This is a genomic window from Devosia sp. Root685, assembly GCF_001427875.1.
Lineage (GTDB): Bacteria > Pseudomonadota > Alphaproteobacteria > Rhizobiales > Devosiaceae > Devosia.
The window spans coordinates 732600-756310 of the sequence record NZ_LMHK01000002.1; the positions used below are offsets into that span (position 1 = coordinate 732600).

At 60.5% G+C, this 23711-nt stretch carries 21 protein-coding genes and 1 riboswitch; of the genes, 10 read left to right on the forward strand and 11 right to left on the reverse strand.

Annotation, left to right across the window (positions count from 1 at the left end; genetic code table 11):
• The first annotated feature begins 135 nt into the window (after positions 1-135).
• Entirely contained in the window at positions 136-447 is a 312-nt protein-coding gene (locus ASD83_RS11935; RefSeq protein WP_056312367.1) for a CBU_0592 family membrane protein, read from the forward strand.
• Here the strand turns inward: ASD83_RS11935 and ASD83_RS11940 are convergent, their stop codons facing one another.
• The 4 genes from ASD83_RS11940 to ASD83_RS11955 form a co-directional block, all read right to left on the reverse strand.
• Positions 448-1338: a LysR substrate-binding domain-containing protein gene (locus ASD83_RS11940; RefSeq protein ID WP_056311127.1), complete on the reverse strand. Its 891-nt coding sequence runs from the start codon at positions 1336-1338 to the stop codon at positions 448-450.
• Positions 1339-1419: 81 nt separating this feature from the next.
• Entirely contained in the window at positions 1420-2226 is an 807-nt protein-coding gene (locus ASD83_RS11945) for a transglutaminase family protein (RefSeq protein ID WP_056311129.1), read from the reverse strand.
• An 11-nt stretch (positions 2227-2237) separates the two neighbouring features.
• The gene (locus ASD83_RS11950) at positions 2238-3188 is read right to left on the reverse strand and encodes an alpha-E domain-containing protein (protein WP_244489158.1); all 951 of its coding nucleotides are present in this window, start codon (positions 3186-3188) and stop codon (positions 2238-2240) included.
• Between the two features lie 55 nt (positions 3189-3243).
• Entirely contained in the window at positions 3244-4665 is a 1422-nt protein-coding gene (locus tag ASD83_RS11955) for a circularly permuted type 2 ATP-grasp protein (protein ID WP_056311133.1), read from the reverse strand.
• Between the two features lie 226 nt (positions 4666-4891).
• Between ASD83_RS11955 and ASD83_RS11960 the strand changes: the two genes are divergently transcribed.
• The gene (locus ASD83_RS11960; RefSeq protein ID WP_056311135.1) at positions 4892-5821 is read left to right on the forward strand and encodes a 2-hydroxyacid dehydrogenase; all 930 of its coding nucleotides are present in this window, start codon (positions 4892-4894) and stop codon (positions 5819-5821) included.
• A gap of 49 nt (positions 5822-5870) precedes the next feature.
• Here the strand turns inward: ASD83_RS11960 and ASD83_RS11965 are convergent, their stop codons facing one another.
• Together ASD83_RS11965 and ASD83_RS11970 are read right to left on the reverse strand one after the other, a co-directional pair.
• Positions 5871-6749, reverse strand: a complete 879-nt coding sequence (locus ASD83_RS11965; protein WP_200946504.1) for an alpha/beta fold hydrolase — start codon at positions 6747-6749, stop codon at positions 5871-5873.
• Positions 6750-6804: 55 nt separating this feature from the next.
• Positions 6805-7143 (reverse strand): cupin domain-containing protein, encoded by a 339-nt coding sequence (locus ASD83_RS11970; RefSeq protein WP_056311137.1) that lies wholly within the window; start codon positions 7141-7143, stop codon positions 6805-6807.
• A gap of 260 nt (positions 7144-7403) precedes the next feature.
• On the opposite strand from ASD83_RS11970, the gene ASD83_RS11975 reads away from it, so the two are divergent.
• Positions 7404-9029 (forward strand): alpha-glucosidase family protein, encoded by a 1626-nt coding sequence (locus ASD83_RS11975; protein WP_056311139.1) that lies wholly within the window; start codon positions 7404-7406, stop codon positions 9027-9029.
• A gap of 124 nt (positions 9030-9153) precedes the next feature.
• On the opposite strand, the gene ASD83_RS11980 is transcribed toward ASD83_RS11975, so the two are convergent.
• On the reverse strand, positions 9154-11370 hold the full coding sequence (locus tag ASD83_RS11980) for a heavy metal translocating P-type ATPase (protein ID WP_056311141.1): 2217 nt from the start codon (positions 11368-11370) through the stop codon (positions 9154-9156).
• A gap of 68 nt (positions 11371-11438) precedes the next feature.
• On the opposite strand from ASD83_RS11980, the gene ASD83_RS11985 reads away from it, so the two are divergent.
• Positions 11439-11864, forward strand: coding sequence for a MerR family transcriptional regulator (locus tag ASD83_RS11985; protein WP_056311143.1), 426 nt, complete (start codon positions 11439-11441; stop codon positions 11862-11864).
• A 108-nt stretch (positions 11865-11972) separates the two neighbouring features.
• On the forward strand, positions 11973-12359 hold the full coding sequence (gene arr / locus ASD83_RS11990; protein ID WP_056311146.1) for an NAD(+)--rifampin ADP-ribosyltransferase: 387 nt from the start codon (positions 11973-11975) through the stop codon (positions 12357-12359).
• A 178-nt stretch (positions 12360-12537) separates the two neighbouring features.
• On the opposite strand, the gene ASD83_RS11995 is transcribed toward arr, so the two are convergent.
• The 4 genes from ASD83_RS11995 to ASD83_RS12010 are packed head-to-tail and all read right to left on the reverse strand — an operon-like array spanning position 12538 to position 16042.
• Positions 12538-13386, reverse strand: coding sequence for a metal ABC transporter permease (locus ASD83_RS11995; protein ID WP_056311149.1), 849 nt, complete (start codon positions 13384-13386; stop codon positions 12538-12540).
• A complete protein-coding gene (locus tag ASD83_RS12000) occupies positions 13383-14240 on the reverse strand; it encodes a metal ABC transporter permease (protein WP_056311150.1) in 858 nt (285 codons plus the stop codon). The genes ASD83_RS11995 and ASD83_RS12000 overlap by 4 nt, the downstream gene beginning before the upstream one ends.
• Positions 14241-15137 carry a manganese/iron ABC transporter ATP-binding protein gene (locus tag ASD83_RS12005; protein ID WP_056311152.1) on the reverse strand — a complete coding sequence of 299 codons (897 nt, stop codon included), beginning with the start codon at positions 15135-15137 and terminating at the stop codon, positions 14241-14243.
• Positions 15134-16042 (reverse strand): metal ABC transporter substrate-binding protein, encoded by a 909-nt coding sequence (locus tag ASD83_RS12010; RefSeq protein WP_056312371.1) that lies wholly within the window; start codon positions 16040-16042, stop codon positions 15134-15136. Before ASD83_RS12010 ends, ASD83_RS12005 begins: the two co-directional genes overlap by 4 nt.
• A gap of 635 nt (positions 16043-16677) precedes the next feature.
• Here ASD83_RS12010 and nrdH point away from each other — a divergent pair.
• The 5 genes from nrdH to metE all read left to right on the forward strand — a co-directional run bounded on the left by nrdH (position 16678) and on the right by metE (position 23578).
• On the forward strand, positions 16678-16899 hold the full coding sequence (gene nrdH, locus ASD83_RS12015) for a glutaredoxin-like protein NrdH (protein ID WP_056311154.1): 222 nt from the start codon (positions 16678-16680) through the stop codon (positions 16897-16899).
• A 54-nt stretch (positions 16900-16953) separates the two neighbouring features.
• Positions 16954-17358, forward strand: coding sequence for a class Ib ribonucleoside-diphosphate reductase assembly flavoprotein NrdI (nrdI, locus tag ASD83_RS12020; protein ID WP_056311156.1), 405 nt, complete (start codon positions 16954-16956; stop codon positions 17356-17358).
• On the forward strand, positions 17340-19514 hold the full coding sequence (gene nrdE / locus ASD83_RS12025; protein WP_056311158.1) for a class 1b ribonucleoside-diphosphate reductase subunit alpha: 2175 nt from the start codon (positions 17340-17342) through the stop codon (positions 19512-19514). Before nrdI ends, nrdE begins: the two co-directional genes overlap by 19 nt.
• Positions 19515-19533: 19 nt before the next feature.
• Entirely contained in the window at positions 19534-20508 is a 975-nt protein-coding gene (nrdF, locus tag ASD83_RS12030) for a class 1b ribonucleoside-diphosphate reductase subunit beta (protein ID WP_056311160.1), read from the forward strand.
• A 416-nt stretch (positions 20509-20924) separates the two neighbouring features.
• Positions 20925-21118, forward strand: a riboswitch (cobalamin riboswitch).
• Between the two features lie 207 nt (positions 21119-21325).
• Positions 21326-23578 (forward strand): 5-methyltetrahydropteroyltriglutamate--homocysteine S-methyltransferase, encoded by a 2253-nt coding sequence (metE, locus tag ASD83_RS12035; protein WP_056311162.1) that lies wholly within the window; start codon positions 21326-21328, stop codon positions 23576-23578.
• The last annotated feature ends 133 nt before the right edge of the window (positions 23579-23711 follow it).

Genomic DNA, 23711 nt, shown 5'->3' on the forward strand with positions numbered 1-23711 from the left:
CGTGCATGGTTTGATCGGTAACGAGGCTAGATGGCGTTCTGTTGGGGGAGGCAGCGCAACGCAAAGACGCGCACCTTCCCGGCTTGGTTAAAGGTAATGCAGCGCCGCCCCTGGCGCGTTTTGGAGCATTTTGAGATGGAGCTTGCGACTGCCGTAGGTCTCATCGGCGCAGTAGCCTACCTGGCAGGCTATGCCTTGATTCAGATGCGCGTGCTCACAATCGATGACGGCCGCTATGCAGCACTCAACGTCCTCGGGGGCGTGGCTCTGATATACTCCCTGATGTGGAATTTCAACCTTGGGTCCTTTTTGACCCAGGCTGCCTGGCTGGTTTTCACGGTCGTCGGCTATGCCCATAGCCGCCATCAGCGCCGTAAGAACGCCGCCAAGCCCTCCGTCATTCAGGCTGCCGCCAACGATCCCGAACCGCCCGCGGCCGTGGCCTAATCAACTGTCATTGTTGACATTGTGCGCGATCAGCCAGTCGCTGACCTCGCGCACGATCCGGCGCTGATGCCGGTCGGCCGGCCTCATCAGATAAAAGCGCCCCTCCGATTGCATGGTGTGGTTATGCACAGGCACCAAAGTTCCCGCGTCGAGCTGTTCGCGGATCAGCCAGGTCCAGCCCAGCACGTAGCCCCCGCCCTGCATGGCTGCGGCAACGCAAAGCCCATAGTCGCCCAATAGCCAGCGCCGTTGCCCCTCGGGCGGTGTCAGGCCGGCGCTGCGCCACCAATGCGGCCAGTCCTGCCATTCGCGCATCGTATCCTCGATGCTGATGATCACCGGATCGGGCACCTCGAGCAAAGGCAGGAGGCCCGGCGCTGCGACAGGCACGATCTCCTCTCGGCCCAAAACGATCAGATTGACCCCGGCAGGCCGCTCGCTGCGATAAAAGACCGCCAGATCGAATTCATCGAGGCGCAGGTGCACGATATCGTCGGTCACCTTGAGGCGCAGTTCGAGCCCGGGAATTTCCTGCTGCATGCGCGTCAGGCGCGGCATGAACCACTGATCGGCAATGCCGCGCGAGCAGGCGACGGTAATCTGACGTGGGCCCGACCAGTTGCGCACGCCCTCGGTGACGGCAGCAACCTCGCCCAATAGACGCGAGACATCGGCCGCATAGGCCTCGCCCATAGGCGTCAGATGCACCCCGTGCACGGCGCGGGCAAAGAGTTTTGAGCCGATAAAAGCTTCAAGCTTGCCGATCTGCCGGCTGACCGCGCTCTGGGTCAGCCCCAGTTCCACCCCGGCGCGGGAGAAGCTGCCGAGACGCGAGGCCGCCTCGAAGACCACGAGCGCATTGAGCGGCGGCAATTTCTGCAATTTGGCCATTGTGAACTTCGACGCGCGCCGACGATCGGCCGATTGACACCAACAGGTCCCGGCTTACCGCACCGCGCAAAGCCACGCATCTTAATTCGTGGAAGCCGCACTAGCCTTGACCACTTGCACCACTTCGGCAATCGGCACCGTACGCAGCGTTGGCGCCGTTTCGGCATCGAGCGCGATGGCGAGGCGCACATAGCGGTCGGTCGGGCAGATTTGCATGAATGGATCAAACCCGATCCAGCCAAGACCCTCATCAAAGGCTTCGGCCCAGGCATGGAGGCCATCTTCGCCGTCCACGAGGCGATAGCCCACGACATAGCGCGCCGGAATATCGAGCGCCCGCGCCGCCCCGATAAAGAGATGCGCATAGTCTGCCGCCGCCGGCCGCGGCTCTTCGGTCACGTCCTGCGCCTGTTCCTGTCCGCCATCCGCCTGCATTTGCTGGGCCTCCGGCTCTTCGGGCGGCATGCCGAGCGTCTCGCCGACCCGCTCCATCAGCGCGTGACAGATACTCAGCCGGCTCTCCTTGCTGTCGCGAAACGGCGCGTAGAACTCGGCCGGCACTTTGGTCAGCTCCGTACGCCGCCGATAAAGCGCCGGCACCGGTTCGCCGGCCGGCCGCCCCAAGACGCCATGACTATCGCGCGTCGTCACTTCGCCGCGCACGTGGATTGTGATCTCGCCCTCCGGCCGCATCTGATTGACCAGATGCGCCGCATTGCCAAAGCCATCGGTGAACCGCCCGGCATTGCCAATGCCCGGCCCTTCGACGCTCCAGCTTTCAACCGTCTGCGTCGGCCCGCTCGGCGGGGTCAGCAGCAGGTGAAACACGGCCTGCGCCGTGCCCTGCGGCACGCTCACACTCAGTTTATGGTCGATGGCAATCCGCATGGGCGTCAGGCTCAGTAAAAATTGTAGCTGGCCGACAGCGTGTCGGTCACCCGATTGTTGCCGTCGATGAAGTCGTTGAGAAATTCGTGGAGACCATGGGCGAAAATCTGATCCATATTGGTCCCCTCGACCAGCTTCAGGAGATCATCCATCGCGTCGTTACAGGCCTCGCGCCGCCCATAAAGCTTTGCCAGCAAGTTGAGATTATCGCGCACGAAATGCGCGCAATAGATCAGCGAGCGCGGCATTTCCGTCCGCAGGATCAGAAAATCGGCAATGTTATAGGCCTTGTAGCGGTCATGATAGACGTGCCCATAAGACCGATGCGCCGACGCTGCGCGCAGGATCAGCGTCCATTGCTGGATGTCGATCTCCCCGCCAACCAGGCTCGAACGCGGCAGCAGCACATAATATTTCATATCGAGAATGCGCGCCGTATTATCGGCCCGCTCGACGAAATTGCCCGCCTGCAAAAAGGCAAAGCCATCGTCGCGCAAAATCGTGCCCAGCAGCGCCCCGCGGAATTCATGGCTGCGCTGCCGCACCCATTGCAATAGCCCCAGCAGCTTTGCCCCGCGCACATCGCGCGGCTTGATTTGCGAGAATTCGAGCCAGGCCCCGTTCATGCTCTCCCACATATCCGTGGTGATCGCCGTACGCACCGACCGCGCATTGGTCCGCGCCGCCTGCAGGCACGAATAGACCGAAGATGGATTGGTCGGGTCGAACATCATGAAATAGGCGACCGTGTCCACGTCGGCGACCTCGTGCCTCTCGGCAAAGGCCTCGTCCATTTCCGCCGCCCGCAGCATGGAAATCAGATGCTCGCTCGCCCCGCCCTCGCGGCGGCTCGTGAGCGACATGCGATAACCGACCTCCAGGAGGCGCGCCATATTCTCGGCGCGCTCCACATAGCGCGAAAGCCAGAAAAGGTTCTGGGCCGTCCGTCCGAGCATTCTCATGCCAGAACCTCATCGACAGAACCGCAGAGAAAAACTGAAGGAATAAAAATCATCATCAGTCTTCCAGCACCCAGGTATCCTTCGTCCCGCCGCCCTGCGACGAGTTCACCACCAATGACCCCTTCTCGAGCGCCACGCGCGTCAGCCCGCCGGGCGTGATCCGCACCTCGTCGCCCACCAGCACATAGGGCCGCAAATCGACGTGCCTCGGCGCCACATCGTTGTTGATATGCGTGGGACAGGTCGAGAGCGCCAAGGTTGGCTGCACGATGTAATTGTCGGGCCGCGCGATGATCTTCTTTTTGAATTCCTCGTGCTGCGCCTTGGTCGAAGTCGGCCCCACCATCATGCCATAGCCGCCCGAACCATGGACTTCCTTGACCACAAGCTCCGCGATATTCTCAAGCACCCAGGCCCGCTGCTCCACATCGGTGCAGTTATAGGTCGGCACGTTATTGAGCAGCGCCTTCTCGCCGAGGTAAAATTCGATGATTTCGGGCACATAGGTATAAACCGCCTTGTCATCGGCAATCCCGGTCCCCGGCGCATTGACGAGGGTGACGTTTCCCGCCCGATAAGCATCGAAAATACCCGGCACACCCAGCATGGAATCGGGTTTGAAGGTCAGCGGATCGAGATAGTCGTCGTCGATGCGGCGATAGATGACATCGACGCGCTCCGGCCCCGTCGTCGTCCGCATATAGACCTTGCCGCCATCGACGAAGAGGTCCTGCCCCTCGCACAGTTGCGCACCCATCTGATCGGCAAGAAACGAGTGCTCGAAATAGGCCGAGTTATAAATTCCCGGCGTCAACACCGCGATCACCGGATTGCGCCCCGCCCCGGCCGGCGCCACGCTTTCAAGCGTCCGCCGCAGGTTTTCGGGATAAGTCTCGACCGGCGCCACCTTGCTGCGCTGGAACAGGTCCGGCGCCAGCATCATCATCGCCTCGCGGTCCTCCAGCATATAGGAGACCCCCGACGGCGTGCGCAGATTATCCTCCAGCACGTAGAATTCGTCCGGCCCCACCCGCACGATATCGACGCCGATAATGTGGGCGTAAACGCCCCGCGCCGGCTCCAGCCCCATCATCTGCGGACAGAAGGCGGCATTGTTGAGAATGAGTTTTTCCGGAATCCGCCCGGCCTTCAAAATTTCCTGACGGTGATAGACGTCATAGAGAAAAGCGTTGAGCGCCTTGACCCGCTGCTCGATCCCCCGCGATAGCTTGCGCCACTCATTGGCGGCAATAATGCGCGGAATGACATCGAAGGGGATGACCTTTTCGGTGCCCTCTTCCGAACCATAGACGGCAAAGGTGATGCCGAGCTTGCGGAAAATCGCCTCCGCATCGGCCTGCATCAGCGCCAGCCCCTTTTCGGGCTGCTCCGCCAGCCACTCGCTGAGAGCGCGGTAAGGTTCGCGGACCGATCCGTCCGCATTATACATTTCGTCAAACGGCGTGTTTTCGCCCATTACTCATCGCTGGTTTGATACGGCTTTCCCATCGCCAAACCATTGCTACACAATTGGTTGCTGCCGTCCAGACGATCAAAGCCGCGACATGCCGCTTTTTAGTGCAGGTCAGCCTTGCGCGAAGCCCGCACAAAATGCTCTCATTCGCCGCGCGGACGATTTGTACTCTCTCCGCCTTGCCTCTCCAGCCTCAGCCGCTAGTCTTGTGCCCGAGAGAGGAAATCCCATGACCATCGAGATTCTGCAGACCGGCCCACTGCTGGCCTCCTGCGAAAAAGCTCTTGCCGAGCGCTACACCGTCCACAAGCTGCATGAGATTGCCGACAAGGACGCCTGGCTTGCCCAAAACGGCGCCCGCATCCGTGCCCATGCCGGCTCCGGCGTTCAGAAGCCGCTGATGGAAAAGCTGCCTAATCTCGAAATCATCGCCAGCTTCGGCGTCGGCTACGATAATATCGACACATCAGCCGCCAAAACGCGAAATATCCGCGTCACCAATACGCCCGACGTGCTCAATGATGCCGTCGCCGAAATCTCCATCGGCCTGATGATCGCCCTCGCCCGCCGCATTCCTCAGGGCGACCAGTTCGTGCGCACCGGCAAATGGCCGGGCAATAATTTCGGCCTCTTTTCCGAATTGACAGGCAAGACCGTCGGCATTCTTGGCCTCGGCCGCATCGGCAAGGAAATCGCCACCCGCGCCCAGGCGATGAAAATGCGCGTCGTTTACTACGGCCGCCATCAGCAGCCGTCCGTGCCCTATATCTACTACAACAATCTCGAAGACATGGCCCGCGACAGCGATTGGCTCGTCATCATCGCCCCCGGCGGCAAGGGCACCGAAGGCATCGTTTCCAAAAAAGTCCTTGAAGCCCTCGGCCCCAAGGGCATGCTGGTCAACGTCGCCCGCGGCACGCTGGTCGACGAGCCCGCCATGGTCGAACTTTTGCAGAACGGCGGCCTCGGCGGTGCGGCGCTCGACGTCTTCGAAAAGGAGCCGCAGGTGCCCGACGCCCTGCTCGGCCTCGACAATGTCGTCCTCTCGCCCCATCAGGGCAGCGCCACCAACCAAACCCGCGACGCCATGGGCGCGCTATTGGTGGCCAATCTCGAAAAACACTTTGCCGGCGAGCCGCTGATTTCGGCGGTGGTGTGAGACCCGCCCCACTCCCGTCCGGCGAGTGGGGCAAAAGCGCTTGAACCAGTTACTGCGCCAGGAAAGCCTTGGCGTATTCTGCGACCGACGCCTTGTGAATGACATCATAGTGCGTGGCGCCGGGAATGATGGCCAACTGGTTGACCGTCGGCCGCGAGGCGCCATCGAACCCGGCATCCCGCGTACCGCCACCGAACAGGCGATACATCTCGGCGATATGCTCGGGATACATCATGTCGGCATCAGCAAAGATCAGCAGCGTCGGTGCCTTGATCTCAGCGATATCAGCGCTCCAGTCATATGCGCCCTGGTTCATCTCGCCGGTCTTGCGCATCATCGCTTCCCAGTCGACGTCGGGGTAAAGCGCCGCGAGCGGGGACTGCGCCAGTTGCGCGCCGATGGTCGCGGCCATGGCCGGCATCTGCTTGAATGCCGCCTCCACCTCCGGATAGTTGCCGCTGCTCTTCACGCTCGTGCCAATCACGACCAACCTGCCGACCCGATCGGGATGCCGGATCGCGGTTTGCAGCGCCACACCGCCACCCAGTGAGTACCCCATTACATCGACACGATCGAAGCCCAGCTTGCCCAGCAGCGCATCGACGTCATCGGCCATCTGCTGGCTGCTCCAGGGCGTCGCCGCATCCGAGCTCAGCCCGTGGCCACGCATATGGATGGCGATGACCTGACGATGTTCAGCCATCGCGGCCAGCGGGGCGCCGAACATATCCGATGGGTTGACGCCACCATGCAGCATGACCAGCGGCGACCCCTCGCCATGAATTTCGTAGTAAATCTCGACGCCATTGACCGCGACGCGATCCGTCTTGCTCGGAACGCTCATCGACACCTCTCCTTGGGCAAAGCTTGGGGCAACCACAGCCAGGGCCGCAACAATGGCAAGGCCCGCTATCACCTGTTTCAACATTTCCACCTCCATACATATCCGCAACGTTACATAACTACATGGATATATACAAGGCCTATTCGAGATCCTCCTGCACCATCGCCCCCGCCGCATGGATGCAGACGATCTCCAGGCGGTCTGGCCCCATATTGGTGAACTTGTGCGGCACATTGGCCGGCGCGATGGCGATATCGCCGGCTCCGAGCTCAAAGGTTTCCTCGCCGGCCACGACCTTTGCCCGGCCACGCTTGACGATCCAGGTTTCGGGATAGGGATGGATATGCAATCCCGGCCCCTGCCCCGGCTCGTTATCGACCGAAAAGAACGAGATCGGCGTGCCAAAGCCGCCACCCTCAAAGCGAATGGTGCGGCTCGTTGAAACCGGCCGATCCGCCGCGCGCAAAACATAGGTCATAATCTGTCTCCTCGTGTCGTCAGAACGACGAACGAGGGAACAGCGTTTCGACACCACTAAAGCGCTCCTCTCCCTCGCCGTCATTGCCGGGTTTATCCCGGCAATCCACCTCACCTCCGCATGGGACCGCCGAACCCGCCCCACCCGGCAAAAACTCATGCCCGCCTTGCACCAAACTGCATGAGACCCCGATTAACAGTTCCACCAGAACCCGATAGCCTCGGACTGATTTGGCCTTCGGGCCCGCAAGGAGCAAGACGATGACCGAGTGGTGGCGTGGCGGAGTGATCTATCAGGTCTATCCGCGTTCGTTTCAGGACAGCAATGGCGACGGCGTCGGCGATCTGCCCGGCATTCTCGACCGGCTCGATCATATTGCCAGCCTTGGCGTCGATTGCATCTGGCTTTCGCCCATCACCCAGTCGCCCCAGGCCGATATGGGCTATGACGTTTCCGAATATATGCAGGTCGATCCGCTTTTCGGCTCCTTGCAGGATTTCGACCAGTTGATGGAAAGGGCCCATGCGCTGGGCCTCAAAGTCATCATGGATCAGGTCGTCAGCCACACCTCCGACCAACACCCCTGGTTTCGCGAATCCTGCTTTTCCCGCGATAATGCCAAGGCCGACTGGTATGTCTGGGCCGATGCAAAACCCGATGGTTCGCCGCCCAACAATTGGCTCTCCGTCTTCGGCGGCTCGGCCTGGGAATGGCACACCGCGCGAAAACAGTATTTTCTGCACAATTTCCTAACCTCGCAGCCCGACCTCAATTTTCACAATCCGGCGGTGCAGGAAGCGGTGCTCGAAGTCATGCGCTTCTGGCTCGACCGCGGCCTCGATGGCTTCCGCCTCGATACGGTCAATTACTATTTCCACGACGAAAAGCTGCGCTCCAACCCGCCGCTGAAGTCCCTCAAGGGCAAGCCTTCGGTGAACCCCTATGACATGCAGAGCCACAAATATTCCAAGAGCCAGCCAGAGAACGTCGGCTGGCTGAAACGCGTGCGCGAAATGATGGACGCCTATCCCGGCGCCACCACGGTCGGCGAGGTGGGCGACGACGAGCGCGGCCTTGAACTGATGAAGCAGTACACATCAGGCACAGACCTGCTGCACATGTGCTATTCCTTTGATTTCCTTGGGCCCAAATTTAGCGCCGAGCATTTCCGCACCAAGGTCGCGCGCTTCTTTTCGAACGACGAAACCGGCTGGCCGTGCTGGAGCTTTTCCAACCACGACGTCATCCGCCCCATGACCCGCTGGGCCAAATTCAGCGCCTCGCCGGCCGATCTCTCCCGCCAGGCGGCGGCCTTGGTCATGACCATCAAAGGCTCGGTCGGGCTCTATCAGGGCGAAGAACTGGGCCTGCCCGAAGCCGACATTCTCTTCGAGGAACTGACCGATCCGCGCGGCATGCGCTTCTGGCCCGAAGACAAGGGGCGCGACGGTTGCCGCACGCCGATGCCCTGGCAGCATGATCTCCCCCATGCGGGGTTTTCGACCGTCACGCCCTGGCTGCCCGTAAAACCTGCGCATCTCGCCCTCAGCGTCGATGCACAAAATGCCGATCCGGAATCGACATTGAATTTCTTCCGGAAATTCATCGCCTGGCGCAAATCGCACCCGGCGCTCCTGACCGGCTCGATCGACTTTTTCAAGACCGACGAACCCGTCCTCGCCTTCCGCCGCTCGGCAGGCAACAAGGACCTGATCTGCGTCTTCAACCTCTCGGCCGAAGAGCGCGTCGTAACCCTGAGCAAGACCGAACAAAAACTCGAACCCGTCAGCCACAACGCCCATCTCGACGGCAAAGCCCTGACCCTCGGCCCCAACGGTTTTGCGATCGTCGAAGCCCCCCGCAGGCGAAGGCAAAGTGCGCTATAAGGCGGGCTAACCCCCACCTAACCTCCCCCTAAGAGGGGGAGGAATCTTCCAGTGGGTCACCACCGCCGCAGCAAACTCGATCGGTCCCTCCCCCTTAGAGGGGGAGGTTAGGTGGGGTATCCCCTCAGCCCTTCTGTCCCTTCCACCCCAAAAGCCGCAGCGCATTGGCAGTCACCAGCAGCGTTGCCCCGGTATCGGCCAAAATCGCCGGCCACAATCCGGTAACCCCAATAATCGTCGTCACCAAAAACACCGCCTTCAGCCCGAGCGCGATGGTGATGTTCTGCCAGATGTTCGACATCGCCGCCCGCGAAATGCGGATCAGGTTGGCAACATCCATCACTCGCCCATGCAGCACCGCCGCATCAGCGGTTTCGAGCGCCACATCGGTGCCACCGCCCATGGCGATGCCGATATCGGCGGCGGCGAGCGCCGGCGCATCGTTGATCCCATCGCCAACCTTGGCCACCACCTTACCTTCAGCCTTCAAACCAGTGACGATCCGCTGCTTGTCCTCGGGCAGCAGTTCGGCATTCACCGCAATCCCGAGATCGGACCCAATCGCCTTGGCCGTGCGGGCATTGTCGCCGGTGAGCATGACCACGTCGGCGCCAAGTGCCTTGAGCGCGGCAAGCCCGGCGCGGGCATCCTCGCGCGGCTCGTCGCGCATGGCGATGAGACCGGCCACTTCATTGCCCGCAAGCAGCACCGAAACCGTCTTGCCCTCGTCGTTGAGCGTCCCGATGCGGCTCGAAAAATCGTCGGCAAGCGCGACACGCGCGGCCGCGGCCTTGGGCGAGCCGAGGAACAGTTCGACGCCTTCAAGCGTACCAACGACGCCCTTGCCGCCGACCGCTCCGGCATTGCTGGCCGCGACGGGTTCGACGCCCGCCGCCTTGGCCCTGCCCAGAATAGCCGTGGCCAGCGGATGGCTCGATCCCACCTCGAGGCTGGCAGCAAGCCGCAGCATTTCAACCTCCGAACGCCCCACAGCAACCACATCGGTCACCTGCGGCCGCCCCTCGGTGAGCGTGCCGGTCTTGTCGAGCGCGACCATATTGATCTTGCCCAATTGTTCGAGCACCACGCCGCCCTTCATCAGCAGCCCCTGGCGAGCCCCCGCCGAAAGCGCCGCGGCGATAGCGGCCGGCGTCGAAATAACCAGCGCGCAAGGGCAGCCAATGAGGAGAATGGCGAGGCCCTTATAGACCCACTCGTCCCACGAGGCCCCCGTAACCAGCGGCGGTAGAATGGCGACAAGGGCGCCGACCAGTAGCACACCGGGCGTATAATATTTCGAGAACCGGTCGATAAAACGCTCGGTCGGCGCCTTGGATTCCTGGGCCGTTTCGACCAGCGAAACGATACGCGCAATGGTGTTGTCAGCCGCAGCGGCGGTGACGCGGACACGCAAGGCGCCATCCTGATTGACCGTACCGGCAAAGACCTGATCGTCCGGCCCCTTATGCCGCGGCACGGATTCACCCGTCACCGGCGCCTCGTCCACCGCCCCCTCGCCCGACAGCACCACGCCATCGGCGGGCATGCGATCGCCGGGGCGAACCAGCACAATATCGCCCACAACGAGCGCTGCCGCGTCGATCTCGCTAACCCGCCCCGCAACCTCACGCTGCGCCCGGCGCGGCACGAGATTGGCCAAAGCCTTGATGCTGGCGCGGGCGCGGCCAGTCGCGATGCCCTCCAACAATTCGCCGACAAGGAACAGCAGCACGACAATGGCGGCTTCCTCCGCCGCATCGATGAACACCGCGCCGACGGCGGCGACGGTCATCAATGTTTCGATGGAAAACGGGCTGCCATTCATCATCCCCATCCGCGCCCGGCGGAAAATGGGAAGAAGACCGACCAGCATGGCCAGAATGAACAGCTCATTGTGCCACTGCGGCAGGAACCGCTCGAGCCCAAAGGCAGCCGCAACGGCAATGCCACAAAAGATCGTCAGCTGCGCCTTGGCCGTCTTCCACCACGGCCCGTCCTCGGCCGCATGATCGTGCCCATGCATGCCGTCGAGCGCGTCGGGCTTCTTGTCGGCGTGATCATGGTCATGATCGCCATGGTCGCCGTGATCATGCGCCGTCTCCGCCGCCTTCGGCGCAGCACCTGTCAGCGGCGCCACACGATAGCCAAGCTCGGTCACCTTCTTCTGCACCTGAGTGAGATCGGCGCCCTTGTGTCCAACAGTCATCGTGCCAGCGACGACAGAAACCGAAACGTCCTCGACACCGGGCAGCCGCCGCACGGCAGTGTCGATCTTGCTGGCACAGCTGGCGCAGTCCATGCCTTCGACACGGAAGCGTGTGCTCGTCTCCTCTGCGCTCATCTTTCGGCTCCTTGATTTTATCTCGAACCGGCGTACATCCTCTAGTGACTAGAGGAGCAAGCGGAAAAATGCAGCAGGGCATCACCATCGGCAATGTGTCGCAGGCAAGCGGGGTGAAAGTGCCCACCATTCGCTATTACGAACAGATCGGCCTCCTCCCCTCCCCACCGCGGACCGAAGGCAATCGGCGCAGCTATGACCACGAAGACCTGGAGCGGCTGACCTTCATCCGCCACTCGCGCGAGCTGGGCTTTGAAATCAACGAGATCAGAACCCTGCTCTCGCTGCAGGATCAGCCCACGGTGTCCTGCGAAGACGCCGACGCCATCGCCAGCAAGCATCTTGCCGACGTAAAACTCAAGATCGCGAGCCTGACGGCTCTGCAACAGGAACTGGAACGGATGGTGGAAGGCTGCTCGCATGGGCATGTCGAAACCTGCAAGGTCATCGACATTCTGGCTGATCATGGGAAGTGCCGGTTCCACGGCGAATAGCCGCCATTATGCGCCCCCGCACTCCTTAGATATGGCGCACAAGGGACTTGCTTCAAGCCCCGTGCCCTGCACTATAACCGCACTCCCACTCAGCCAAGGGAGTTTTAGATGATCTATTGCCACGGCACCCGCGCCGATCTCAAAACCGGCGACCTGCTGTCGCCCGGTTACAATTCCAATTTCGGACGGCGCCAGCCCGCCTCCTGGATTTACTTTGCCGCTACCCTCGACGCCGCCATCTGGGGCGCCGAGCTGGCTGAGGGCACAGGCCGGCAGCGCATCTACATCGTCGAGCCGACCGGGGAGTTCGTCGATGACCCCAATCTCACCGACAAGAAATTTCCGGGCAATCCCACAAAATCCTATCGCAGCCAGCAACCGCTCCGGATTGTCGGCGAGGTGACCGGCTGGCAGGGCCACCCGGCAGAACAACTGCAGGCGATGAAAGATAGCGTGGAGCGAATGCGGCAGGCCGGAGTGGAGGCTATAGATTAAGCACCGACCTCCCTTCCCCCCTTGAGGGAGAAGGTGCCCCAACGGGGCGGATGAGGGTATTCTTTCTATGCGCCTAACCACCTCCTCTGCGGAGGATAGATACCCCTCACCCTGACCAATTTGCTGAACGCAAAGTTGGTCTGTCCCTCTCCCTCAAGGGGCGAGGGAAGATCGGTGGCTACCCAGCCATCTCCTGGCTTTCCACCCGCGCGGCCTTCCCGGTCGAATAGATAAACGCGCAGATGAAAACAATCGTCAGCAGCAACACGATCGTCGGGGCCGGCGCACTATCCATGAAGAACGACAGATAAACCCCAAGCAGCGACCCGACGAGCGCGATCCCCGTCGCCAGCATCAGCATGGTCGAAAACCGCCGTGTCAGCAGAAAAGCGATGGCCCCGGGCGCGATCAGCATGGCAATGGACAAAATAATCCCCACCGCCTGCAAGGCGCCGACAATGGTCAGCGAGATCATCGCCAAAAGCCCATAATGCAGCAGATTGACCCGCAGGCCCACCGCCCGCGCCTGCCCGGGGTCGAAGGCATGGAGCAAAAAGTCCTTCCACTTGACCCCGATGATCGCAGCGATCACCACGGCAATCACCAGCGCCTGAAGGATATCGCCCATACCGACGCCGAGCATGTCGCCAAACAGAATATGGTCGAGATGCACGTCGGACTGGATTTTCACATAAAGCACCAGCCCCAGCCCGAACATGCCGGAGAAAACGACGCCCATCACCGTATCCTGCTTGATGCGGCTATTGTCCTTCAAGAACCCCGTGGCGATGGCCGAGAACATGCCGGCAACGAACGCACCGACGGCCAGCGGAATGCCGATCATGTAGGCAATGACCACGCCCGGAAACACGGCATGGGAAATAGCGTCGCCCATCAGCGACCAGCCCTTGAGCACCAGAAAGCACGACAGCAGCGCCATCGGCACGGCAACGAGGCCCGCGATGACGAGCGCATTGTTCATGAATTCGAACTGGAAGGGGAGAACCAGAAAATCCCAGAGGTTCATTGACCGGCCTCCAGCGCTTCTGCCGCGCGGCGGCGAGCCGCGAGCAGCCCATGCTTGGGCGCAAAGAAGAAGGCGAGAAGGAAGATCGTCGTCTGCATCACGACAATGATGCCGCCCGTGGCCCCATCGAGGAAATAGCTGACATAAGCGCCGACGAAACTGGTGATCGTGCCGATGGCGACAGCAATAATCAGCAGCCGCGGAAAGCGGTCCGTAAGCAGATAGGCCGTCGCGCCGGGCGTGACGACGAGGCAGATCACGAGGAATGCCCCAACCGTCTGCATGGCCGCAACCGTCGAAGCCGAAAGTAGCACGAAGAACACAGCGCGCAGCACTGTCGGCTTCAAACCGATCGAACGCGCATGGTTCTCGTCAAAGAAAGTGACCATCAGGTCCTTCCACTTGGCCAGCAGAATGGCCAGCGAGACAAAACCGATGATGGCGAGTTGCAGCGTGTCCTCGGGCGTAATGGCGAGAATATTGCCCAGGACGATGGTCTGGATATTCACCGAGACCGGCGAGACCGACACCATGAACAGCCCGAGACCAAAAAAGGCCGAGAAGATCAGCCCGATAATGGCGTCTTCCTTGAGTTTGGTGCGCTGATTGAGAAACAGCATGGCCGCCGCGGCAAGGCCACCCGAGAAGAACGCGCCGAGCGCAAAAGGCAGGCCCAGCATATAGGCGCCGGCAACGCCGGGCACGATGGAATGGCTGAGCGCGTCGCCGATCAGCGACCAGCCCTTGAGCATCAGGTAGCAGGAGAGAAAGGCGCAGACCCCGCCGACAAGGGCCGAAACCCACATGGCATTGGTCATATAGCCATAGGAAAATGGCTCGAGCAGTAGCTCCATTTACTTCTGCTCCTCCGGATTTTCATCCGGCGAATGCCGCCGCGCCTTGCCGCCTTCGAACAGCAGCGGCCGCTCGTCATCGGTGAAAACCCGCACGCCGGAATTCTCCCCGCCATTGGGCGCGTGGTTGATCACGAAGTGCCTGAGCACCCCGCCAAAGGCCTTTTCGAGATTGTCCTGCGTAAACGTCTCCTCGGTCGGGCCATAGGCCAGCACCGTACCCTTGATCAGAATAGTGCGATCGCAAAATTCGGGAACTGAGCCGAGATTATGCGTCGAAACCAGCATCACCCGGCCCTCATCGCGCAGTTCGCGCAGCAAGGCGATGATCTGGTCCTCGGTCTTGACGTCGACACCGGTAAACGGCTCATCGAGCAGAATGACCCGCCCGTCCTGCGCCAGGGCCCGCGCCAGAAACACGCGTTTCTTCTGCCCGCCCGACAGTTCGCCGATCTGGCGCTTGCGGAACTCGGTCATGTTGACGCGACGAAGGGCGGCTTCCACCGCATCGTGGTCGGCTTTTTTGGGAATGCGCAGCATGCCCATATGGCCATAGCGCCCCATCATCACGACGTCTTCGACCAGCACCGGAAAATTCCAGTCGACCTCCTCGGATTGCGGCACATAGGCGACGAGGTTTTTCTTTAGCGCCTGTGCCACCGGCATGCCAAGCACGGTGATTTCACCGCGGGCGAGGCGCACAAAGCCCATAATGGCCTTGAACAGCGTCGATTTGCCCGAGCCATTGACCCCCACCAGCGCCGCAATGGTGCCGGTGGGGATAGCAAAACTGGCGTCGCGAATGGCCGTTAGGCCATTGCGATAGGTGACGGTAGCGCCGTTTACGGCAATGCCAGAGCCGGTTTCAACCTCGGCATGGCGCAGTGGGGCATTCATTCCGTAAGGCCTTTGGCGATGGTTTCAGAGGTAACGCGGAGAAGATCGATATAGGTGGGGACGGGGCCATCGGCCTCGGTGAGGGAGTCGACATAAAGTACCCCGCCATATTTGGCGCCGGTCTCGCGGGCGACCTGTTCGGCCGGCGCCGGAGAAATGGTGCTTTCCGAAAAGATGACGCCGATCTGATGCTCGCGCATGGCGTCGATCACCTTGCGCACCTGCTGCGGGGTGCCCTGCTGATCCGCATTGATCGGCCAGAGATAGAGCTCCTTCAGCCCGAAATCGCGGGCAAGATAGGAAAAGGCGCCTTCCGAGGTCACGAGCCAGCGCTTGTCTTCCGGCACGGCAGCGAGTTCGGCCTGGATCGGCGCAATCATGGCCGAAATCTTGGCCTTATACGCCTCGGCATTGGCTTTGTAGGTCTCGGCATTGGCCGGATCGTGCTCGACAAAGGCGTCGCGGATATTGTCGACATAGATCATGGCGATGCTGGGCGACATCCAGGCATGGGGATTGGGTTTGCCCTGATACGGCCCCTCGGCAATGCCCATCGGGTCGATGCCGTCGGAAACCACCACACTCGGCACATCGTGCAGATTGGCAAAGAAGCGCTCGAACCAGAGTTCGAGATTGAGCCCATTATAAAGCACGAGATCGGCGCCCTGGGCGCGCTGAATATCGCCAGGGGTCGGCTGGTAATTGTGAATCTCGGCGCCGGCCTTGGTGATGGATTCCACCACCGCAGCATCGCCCGCCACGTTCTGCGCGATATCGGCGATGACGGTAAAACTGGTGACGGCCTTGAACTTGTCCTGGGCGAAAGCCGGAACAGCAGGCAGCGCGACCGAGAGACCCAGAGCAAGCAGCGTTCCGAGGGCCTGGCGTCGTGTACCGAAAAGCATTGAGTGATCCTTGTTGCGAATGATTTGCATTTTCACTCAATGTAGCGGGACGCCGAAAAGTTGCAAGTGGGAATGGTTTGCAAAAAGATCGGAAACAGGCCTGGCAGCCCAGACACTACATCTAGTAGGCAGCCCGAAGTGCGCCGCTTCTGCTGCGCGGCCGAAAAAACGCGGTGGAGTTCTCTGTGTTTGACGGGGAAAAGGCGCCCCATCCCTCTATCCCCATATAGTTCAAGGGGGATTCCCGATGCCCTTGATGTGCCGATCCCCATGATTCCAGGAACGGCAAAAAGTGATCGCCTTTCCCAACACCGACGACGCACGACACAGGCCGAATCTGATGGGATCGCAAAGGGCCGGAAATCGGGACATTTTTCGAACAAAATTCGACCGCGCACGCATCACAAATCGCCTGTCAAGCATTGATGACAGAGCTGACACAAACCATATACGTTGCAGTAAGGATTGCAGGAGCATACTACATATAGCGTTCAGGGCCTCTTACGATTCGTGAGAACCGGCAAGGCCTGAAGCCCCTCAGAAGCTGGTGTTTTTCAGCCGACGATTGGTACGCGTTTGTAGTGATTTTGCAGCGTTGAACTCTCTCATCTCTAGACCACTTCCGTGAGGATCCGATGACTATCACCGTCTACTCCAAGCCTGCCTGCGTCCAGTGCACCGCGACCACGCGCGCGCTCGACCGAAAGGGTATTGATTACACGGTCGTGGACATCTCCGAAGACGCGGCCGCTTATGCGCGCGTTGAGGAAATGGGCTACCGCCAGGTACCAGTGGTAGTAGCCGGCGATCAGCACTGGGCCGGCTTCCGTCCCGACATGATCGGCGGCCTTGCCTGATTTTAGGATGCGCGCGGGTATCGCCCGCGCCGAACGGAGCCGGATTGCAGGACCATGGGCAGTATCGTCTATTATTCCAGCACTTCGGAAAACACCCATCGCTTCGTCGAGAAGCTCGGGGTGCAAAGCGTAAGGCTGCCGGTCGATGCCGGCAGCGAGCCGCCGCAGGTGGATGAACCCTTTGTTCTGGTGCTTCCCACCTATGGCGGCGGTGGCGGCAAGGGCTCAGTGCCCAAGCCGGTAATAAAATTTCTCAATAACCCGGCCAATCGCAGCCTCATCCGCGGCGTGATCGCGGCCGGGAACACAAATTTTGGCGCAGCCTATGGCGAAGCGGGCGATATCGTCAGCCAGAAATGCGCCGTGCCCCTCCTCTATCGGTTCGAGCTTCTCGGCACGAAAGAGGACGTAGAAAACGTCAAACAAGGACTCGAACGGTTTTGGACACGCTCACACTAGACCGCACGGAAGATCGCCCGGCCTCCAAAGGGCAGGTCCAGGACCAGAGCCTGGATTATCACGCGCTCAACGCGATGCTGAACCTCTATGACGAGGCCGGCAACATCCAGTTCGACAAGGACAAGCAGGCTGCACACCAGTACTTCCTGCAGCACGTCAACCAGAACACGGTCTTCTTCCATAACCTGCGCGAGAAGCTCGAATATCTCTCCGTCGAGGGCTATTACGAACGCAGCGTGCTCGATCAGTATTCGTTCAATTTCATCCGCGATCTCTACGATCACGCCTATGACAAGAAGTTCCGCTTCCCGACCTTCCTCGGCGCGTTCAAATATTACACCAGCTACACGCTGAAAACCTTCGACGGTAAGCGCTATCTCGAGCGCTACGAAGACCGCGTCTGCATGGTGGCTCTGGCCCTGGCCCGCGGCAATGAGACCCTCGCCCGCGATCTCGTCGACGAGATCATGGCCGGCCGTTTCCAGCCCGCGACCCCGACCTTCCTCAATGCCGGCAAGGCCCAGCGCGGCGAGCTCGTCTCGTGCTTCCTGCTGCGCATCGAAGACAATATGGAATCGATCGGCCGCTCCATTAACTCGGCGCTACAGCTCTCCAAGCGCGGCGGCGGCGTGGCCCTCAGCCTCACCAATCTTCGCGAAATGGGCGCGCCCATCAAGCATATCGAGAACCAGTCCTCGGGCGTCATCCCGGTGATGAAGCTTCTCGAAGACTCTTTCTCCTATGCCAACCAGCTCGGCGCGCGTCAGGGCGCGGGTGCGGTCTATCTCAACGCCCACCATCCCGACATCATGCGCTTCCTTGATACCAAGCGCGAAAATGCCGACGAAAAGGTGCGCATCAAGACCCTCTCGCTCGGCGTCGTGATCCCCGATATCACCTTCGAATTGGCCAAAAACAACGAGGACATGTACCTGTTCTCGCCCTATGACGTGCAGAACGTCTATGGCGTGCCGTTCAGCGAAATCTCGGTCACCGAAAAGTACCGCGAAATGGTCGAAGACGGCCGCATTCGCAAGCGCAAGATCAAGGCGCGCGAGTTCTTCCAGGTGATCGCGGAAATCCAGTTTGAATCCGGCTATCCCTACATCATGTTCGAAGACACGGTGAACAAGGCCAACCCGATCGACGGCCGCATCACCATGTCCAACCTCTGCTCGGAAATCCTGCAGGTCAGCGAAGCCAGCGAATTCTCCGAGGACCTCTCCTATACCAAGATGGGCAAGGATATTTCCTGCAATCTCGGTTCGCTCAACATCGCCAATGCGATGGACTCCAGCGATTTCGGCAAGACCATCGAAACGTCCATTCGCGCCCTGACCGCCGTGTCGGACATGAGCAATATCTCGTCCGTGCCCTCGATCGCCAAGGGCAATGACGACAGCCACGCCATCGGCCTCGGCGCGATGAACCTTCATGGCTATCTCGCCCGCGAACGCATCTTCTACGGCTCGGAAGAAGGCGTCGATTTCACCAACATGTATTTCTACACGGTGACCTATCACGCCATCCGCGCCTCGAACCTGATCGCCACCGAGCGCGGCGAAAGCTTCAAGGGCTTTGAAAAGTCGAAATACGCCAGCGGCGAATATTTCGACAAATACATCCAGGCCGAATGGAAGCCGGCGACCGAGAAGGTTCTTGGCCTCTTCGAAACGGCCGGCATCCACATCCCGACCCGCGAAGACTGGCTGGAACTGAAAGATCTGGTCATGGCTCACGGCATGTATAACCAGAACCTCCAGGCCGTGCCGCCCACCGGCTCGATCTCCTATATCAATCACTCGACCTCCTCGATCCATCCGATCGTCTCGAAAATCGAGATCCGCAAGGAAGGCAAGATCGGCCGCGTCTATTATCCGGCCGCCTTCATGACCAATGACAACCTGGAATATTACCAGGATGCCTATGAGATCGGTCCTGAAAAGATCATCGACACCTATGCGGCGGCCACCCAGCACGTCGATCAGGGCCTGTCGCTGACCCTGTTCTTCCGCGATACCGCAACCACGCGCGATATCAACAAGGCGCAGATCTACGCCTGGAAGAAGGGCATCAAGACCATCTATTACATTCGTCTTCGCCAGATGGCGCTCGAAGGTACGGAGGTACAAGGCTGTGTCTCCTGCGCACTCTGACAAGAAAGCTGCCAAACCGATGAATATGCAATTCCGGCCGCTCAACCGCGTGCGCGCCATCAACTGGAACCGCATTCAGGACGACAAGGACCTTGAGGTCTGGAACCGCCTGACCAGCAATTTCTGGCTGCCCGAAAAGGTGCCACTCAGCAATGACATCCCGTCCTGGGCGACCCTGACCCCGGTCGAGCAGAAGCTGACCATCCGCGTCTTCACCGGCCTGACGCTCCTCGACACCATCCAGAATGGCGTCGGTTCCATCCGCCTGATGGCCGATGTCGCAACGCCCCACGAAGAAGCGGTTCTCTCGAACATCTCCTTCATGGAAGCGGTGCATGCCCGCTCCTATTCCTCGATCTTTTCGACCCTGTGCTCGACGCCCGACGTCGACGACGCCTATCGCTGGAGCGAGGAAAACACCTTCCTCCAGCAGAAGGCGACGCTGATCATGCAGCAGTATGACAGCGGAGACTCGCTCAAGAAGAAGATCGCTTCGGTCTTCCTTGAAAGCTTCCTGTTCTATTCCGGCTTCTATCTGCCCATGTACTGGTCGAGTAGAGCAAAGCTCACCAATACGGCCGACCTCATCCGCCTCATCATCCGCGACGAGGCCGTGCACGGCTACTATATCGGCTACAAATTCCAGCGCGAAATCGAGCGCCTGCCCGAAGCCCGCAAGCAGGAAATCAAGGACTTTGCCTTCGATTTCCTCCTCGAACTCTACGACAACGAGTCGCGTTACACCGAGGACCTCTATGACGGCGTCGGCCTCGCCGAAGACGTCAAGAAATTCCTCCACTACAACGCCAACAAGGCGCTGATGAACCTCGGCTACGAAGCCCTCTTCCCCCCCGAAGCCTGCAAGGTCAACGCGGCCATTCTTTCCGCCTTGTCCCCCAACGCCGACGAAAACCACGACTTCTTCTCCGGCTCAGGCTCGAGCTATGTCATCGGCAAGGCAATTGCCACCGAAGACGAAGACTGGAATTTTTGATTTTTTTCGCTGAACTGCAAAGGGCGCCACAAGGCGCCCTTTTTGTTTGCACCACGTCCCAGTAAACGCCCGCGGCCCAGCAGCCCCAGTAACCCCACCCCCAGTAACCCGATCCCCCAGTAGTCCTCATGGTGAGGTGCGGAGCGAAGCGCAGCCTCGAACCACGAGGGCGTGGCACAATCCCCTTTCAGCCAACTCCCCCCACCCCCAGTAACCCTCATGGTGAGGTGCTTTGCAGAGCAAAGCCTCGAACCACGAGGGTGTGGCACAATCCCCTTCCGGCCAATTGCCCCCAGTAGCCCCTCATGTGGCACCACCGCCCACCCCCAGCAAATTTTCCTCCCACGCCCCTACACAAAGCAAAATTCATATAAAGACATCTTTATATCCTTATTGACTTATGTCTTGCTCTCCGCCATCCTGCACTCGTCCAAGGTCCCCGCAAGGGGGTAACAGGGAATCCGGTGCGGCCCTGGCTTAGTCCGGAGCTGCCCCCGCAACTGTCGGCGGAGACGGGTGTTCAAAAGTCCACTGACCTCAAGGGGTTGGGAAGGAGAACGCCCGGTTCGATCCGCAAGCCAGGAGACCTACCATGGACGTGAACATCCCGCTCACAACCGATCGGGCGGATCGGTCAGAGGACACGTTTATGAGCTTTTCGAACCCGTTCCGAATGCGACGCTGACCTAAGGTCAGCTCCCCCAAAACACATCCGCCCGCGCCAAGTCTGCCGGGCGCATTTCCTTTTCTCAGCGCCCAAACCGCGCCGTGCTTTCGCACGCGCCGGCCCGCGCCCCTGTCGCATTGGACAAAGACCATGACCCGTTCAGCCAATCTCGGTTTCCCCCGCGTCGGCCTCCACCGTGAATTGAAGAAGGCCCAGGAAAGCTACTGGAAGGGCGATATCGACGCCTCGGCGCTCCACGCCACCGCCAAAGACCTGCGCGCCCGTCACTGGAAGCTGCAGCAGGACGCCGGCATCGACGTCATCCCCTCGAACGATTTCGCCTATTACGACCATGTGCTCGACACCTCGGTGCTGGTCGGCGCCATCCCGCCGCGCTTTGTCGAAATCACCGACCCCGACCAGCTCTATTTCGCCATGGCGCGCGGTACCGCCGCAGCGCCGGCCATGGAGATGACCAAGTGGTTCGACACCAATTACCACTTCATCGTGCCCGAACTGCACACCGGCCAGACCTTTGCCCTCAACGCGGCAAAACCCCTCGCCCATTACCATGAAGCCAAGGCCCTCGGCGTCGAAACACGCCCGGTGATCGTCGGGCCCGTCACCTTCCTCAGCCTTGCCAAGGCCAAGGACGAAGGCCTCGACACGCTCGATCTCATCGACAAGCTGATCCCGGTCTATGCCGATCTCCTCACCCAGCTCAAAGCTGCTGGTGCAGAATGGGTGCAGATCGACGAGCCCGTTCTGGTGCTTGACCTCAATGACAAGCAGAAAGCCGCGCTCAAGACAGCCTATGAGGTCCTCGGCAAAGCCGGTCCAAAGGTTCTGCTCACCACCTATTTCGGCGCCCTGCTCGACAATACCGAACTCGCTGCCACCCTGCCGGTCGCCGGCCTTCATATCGATCTCGTCCGCGCCCCCGAACAGCTCGATGATGTCCTTGCGGTGCTGCCGGAGGACAAGCTGCTCTCCGTCGGCGTCGTCGATGGCCGCAATATCTGGCGCACCAATCTCGACCGCGCGCTGAGCTTTGTTGCCCGCGCCTGGGACAAGATCGGCCCGGATCGTCTCGAAATCGCGCCGTCCTGCTCGCTTCTCCATAGCCCGGTCGATCTCGATGGCGAAACCAATCTCGACGCCGAGCTGAAATCCTGGATGGCCTTTGCCAAGCAAAAGCTCGCCGAAGTCGCCGCCCTGACCCAGGCACAGAAGCATGGTCGCGCCGCCGCCAAGACGGCATTCGACGCCTCCGCCGCGGCCGCAGCCGCCCACCGCGCCTCCCCACGCATCCATAAGGACGTCGTCAAGGCCCGCTCGGCCGAAACCATCAATCTCGACCGCGCCTCGGGCTTCCCCGCCCGCCGCGACAAACAGCGCGCCAAGTACAAACTGCCCGCCTACCCCACCACCACCATCGGCTCCTTCCCCCAGACCAGGGAAGTGCGCGAAGCCCGCGCCGCCTATAAAAAGGGTCTCCTCGACGCCGCCGGCTATGACGCCTTCCTCGAAAAGGAAACGGAAAATACCATCCGTATCCAGGAAGAGATCGGTCTCGACGTGCTCGTCCACGGCGAGTTCGAGCGCAATGATATGGTCGAATACTTTGGCGAACAGCTCGACGGTTTTGCCTTCACCAAAAACGGCTGGGTCCAGTCCTATGGCTCGCGCTGCGTAAAGCCGCCGGTGATCTTTGGCGACGTCTCGCGTCCCTCCGCCATGACCGTGCGCTGGACCGCCTATGCTGCCTCGCTCACCGACAAGCCGATGAAGGGCATGCTCACCGGTCCGGTGACCATCCTCCAATGGAGCTTTGTGCGCGTTGACCAGCCGCGCTCGGAAACGTGCCGCCAGATCGGTCTCGCCATTCGCGATGAAGTGGTCGATCTCGAAAAATCAGGCATCGGCATCATCCAGATCGACGAGCCGGCGCTGCGCGAAGGCCTGCCGCTGCGCCAGCGCGATTGGGATGCCTATCTGCGCTGGGCCGTCGATTGCTTCCGCCTCTCCGCCTCGGGCGTCGAGGACGACACGCAGATCCACACCCACATGTGCTACGCCGAATTCAACGACATCATGCCCGCCATCGCCGAAATGGATGCCGACGTGATCTCCATCGAAACCTCGCGCTCGGCCATGGAACTGCTCGAAGCTTTTCGCGATTTCAAATACCCCAACGAGATCGGGCCTGGCGTCTGGGACATCCACTCGCCGCGCGTGCCTGATCAGGCCGACATGCTCGCCCTGATGCACAAGGCCGCCGAAGGCATTCCGGCCGACCAGCTCTGGGTCAACCCCGACTGCGGCCTCAAAACCCGCAACTGGCCCGAGGTGAAAGCCTCCCTCACCAACCTCGTCAACGCCGCCAAGGCCCTCCGCGCCTAAGCGTCGAACGATCCCAAACGAAGAGGCGGCCCCCGGCCGCCTCTTTTGCTTTAGATCACCCCGTAGGCCTCATGGTGAGGGTTTCGCGAAGTAACCCAAACAATCCAGCAAGCCGCCATCTCCACTTTTCTGT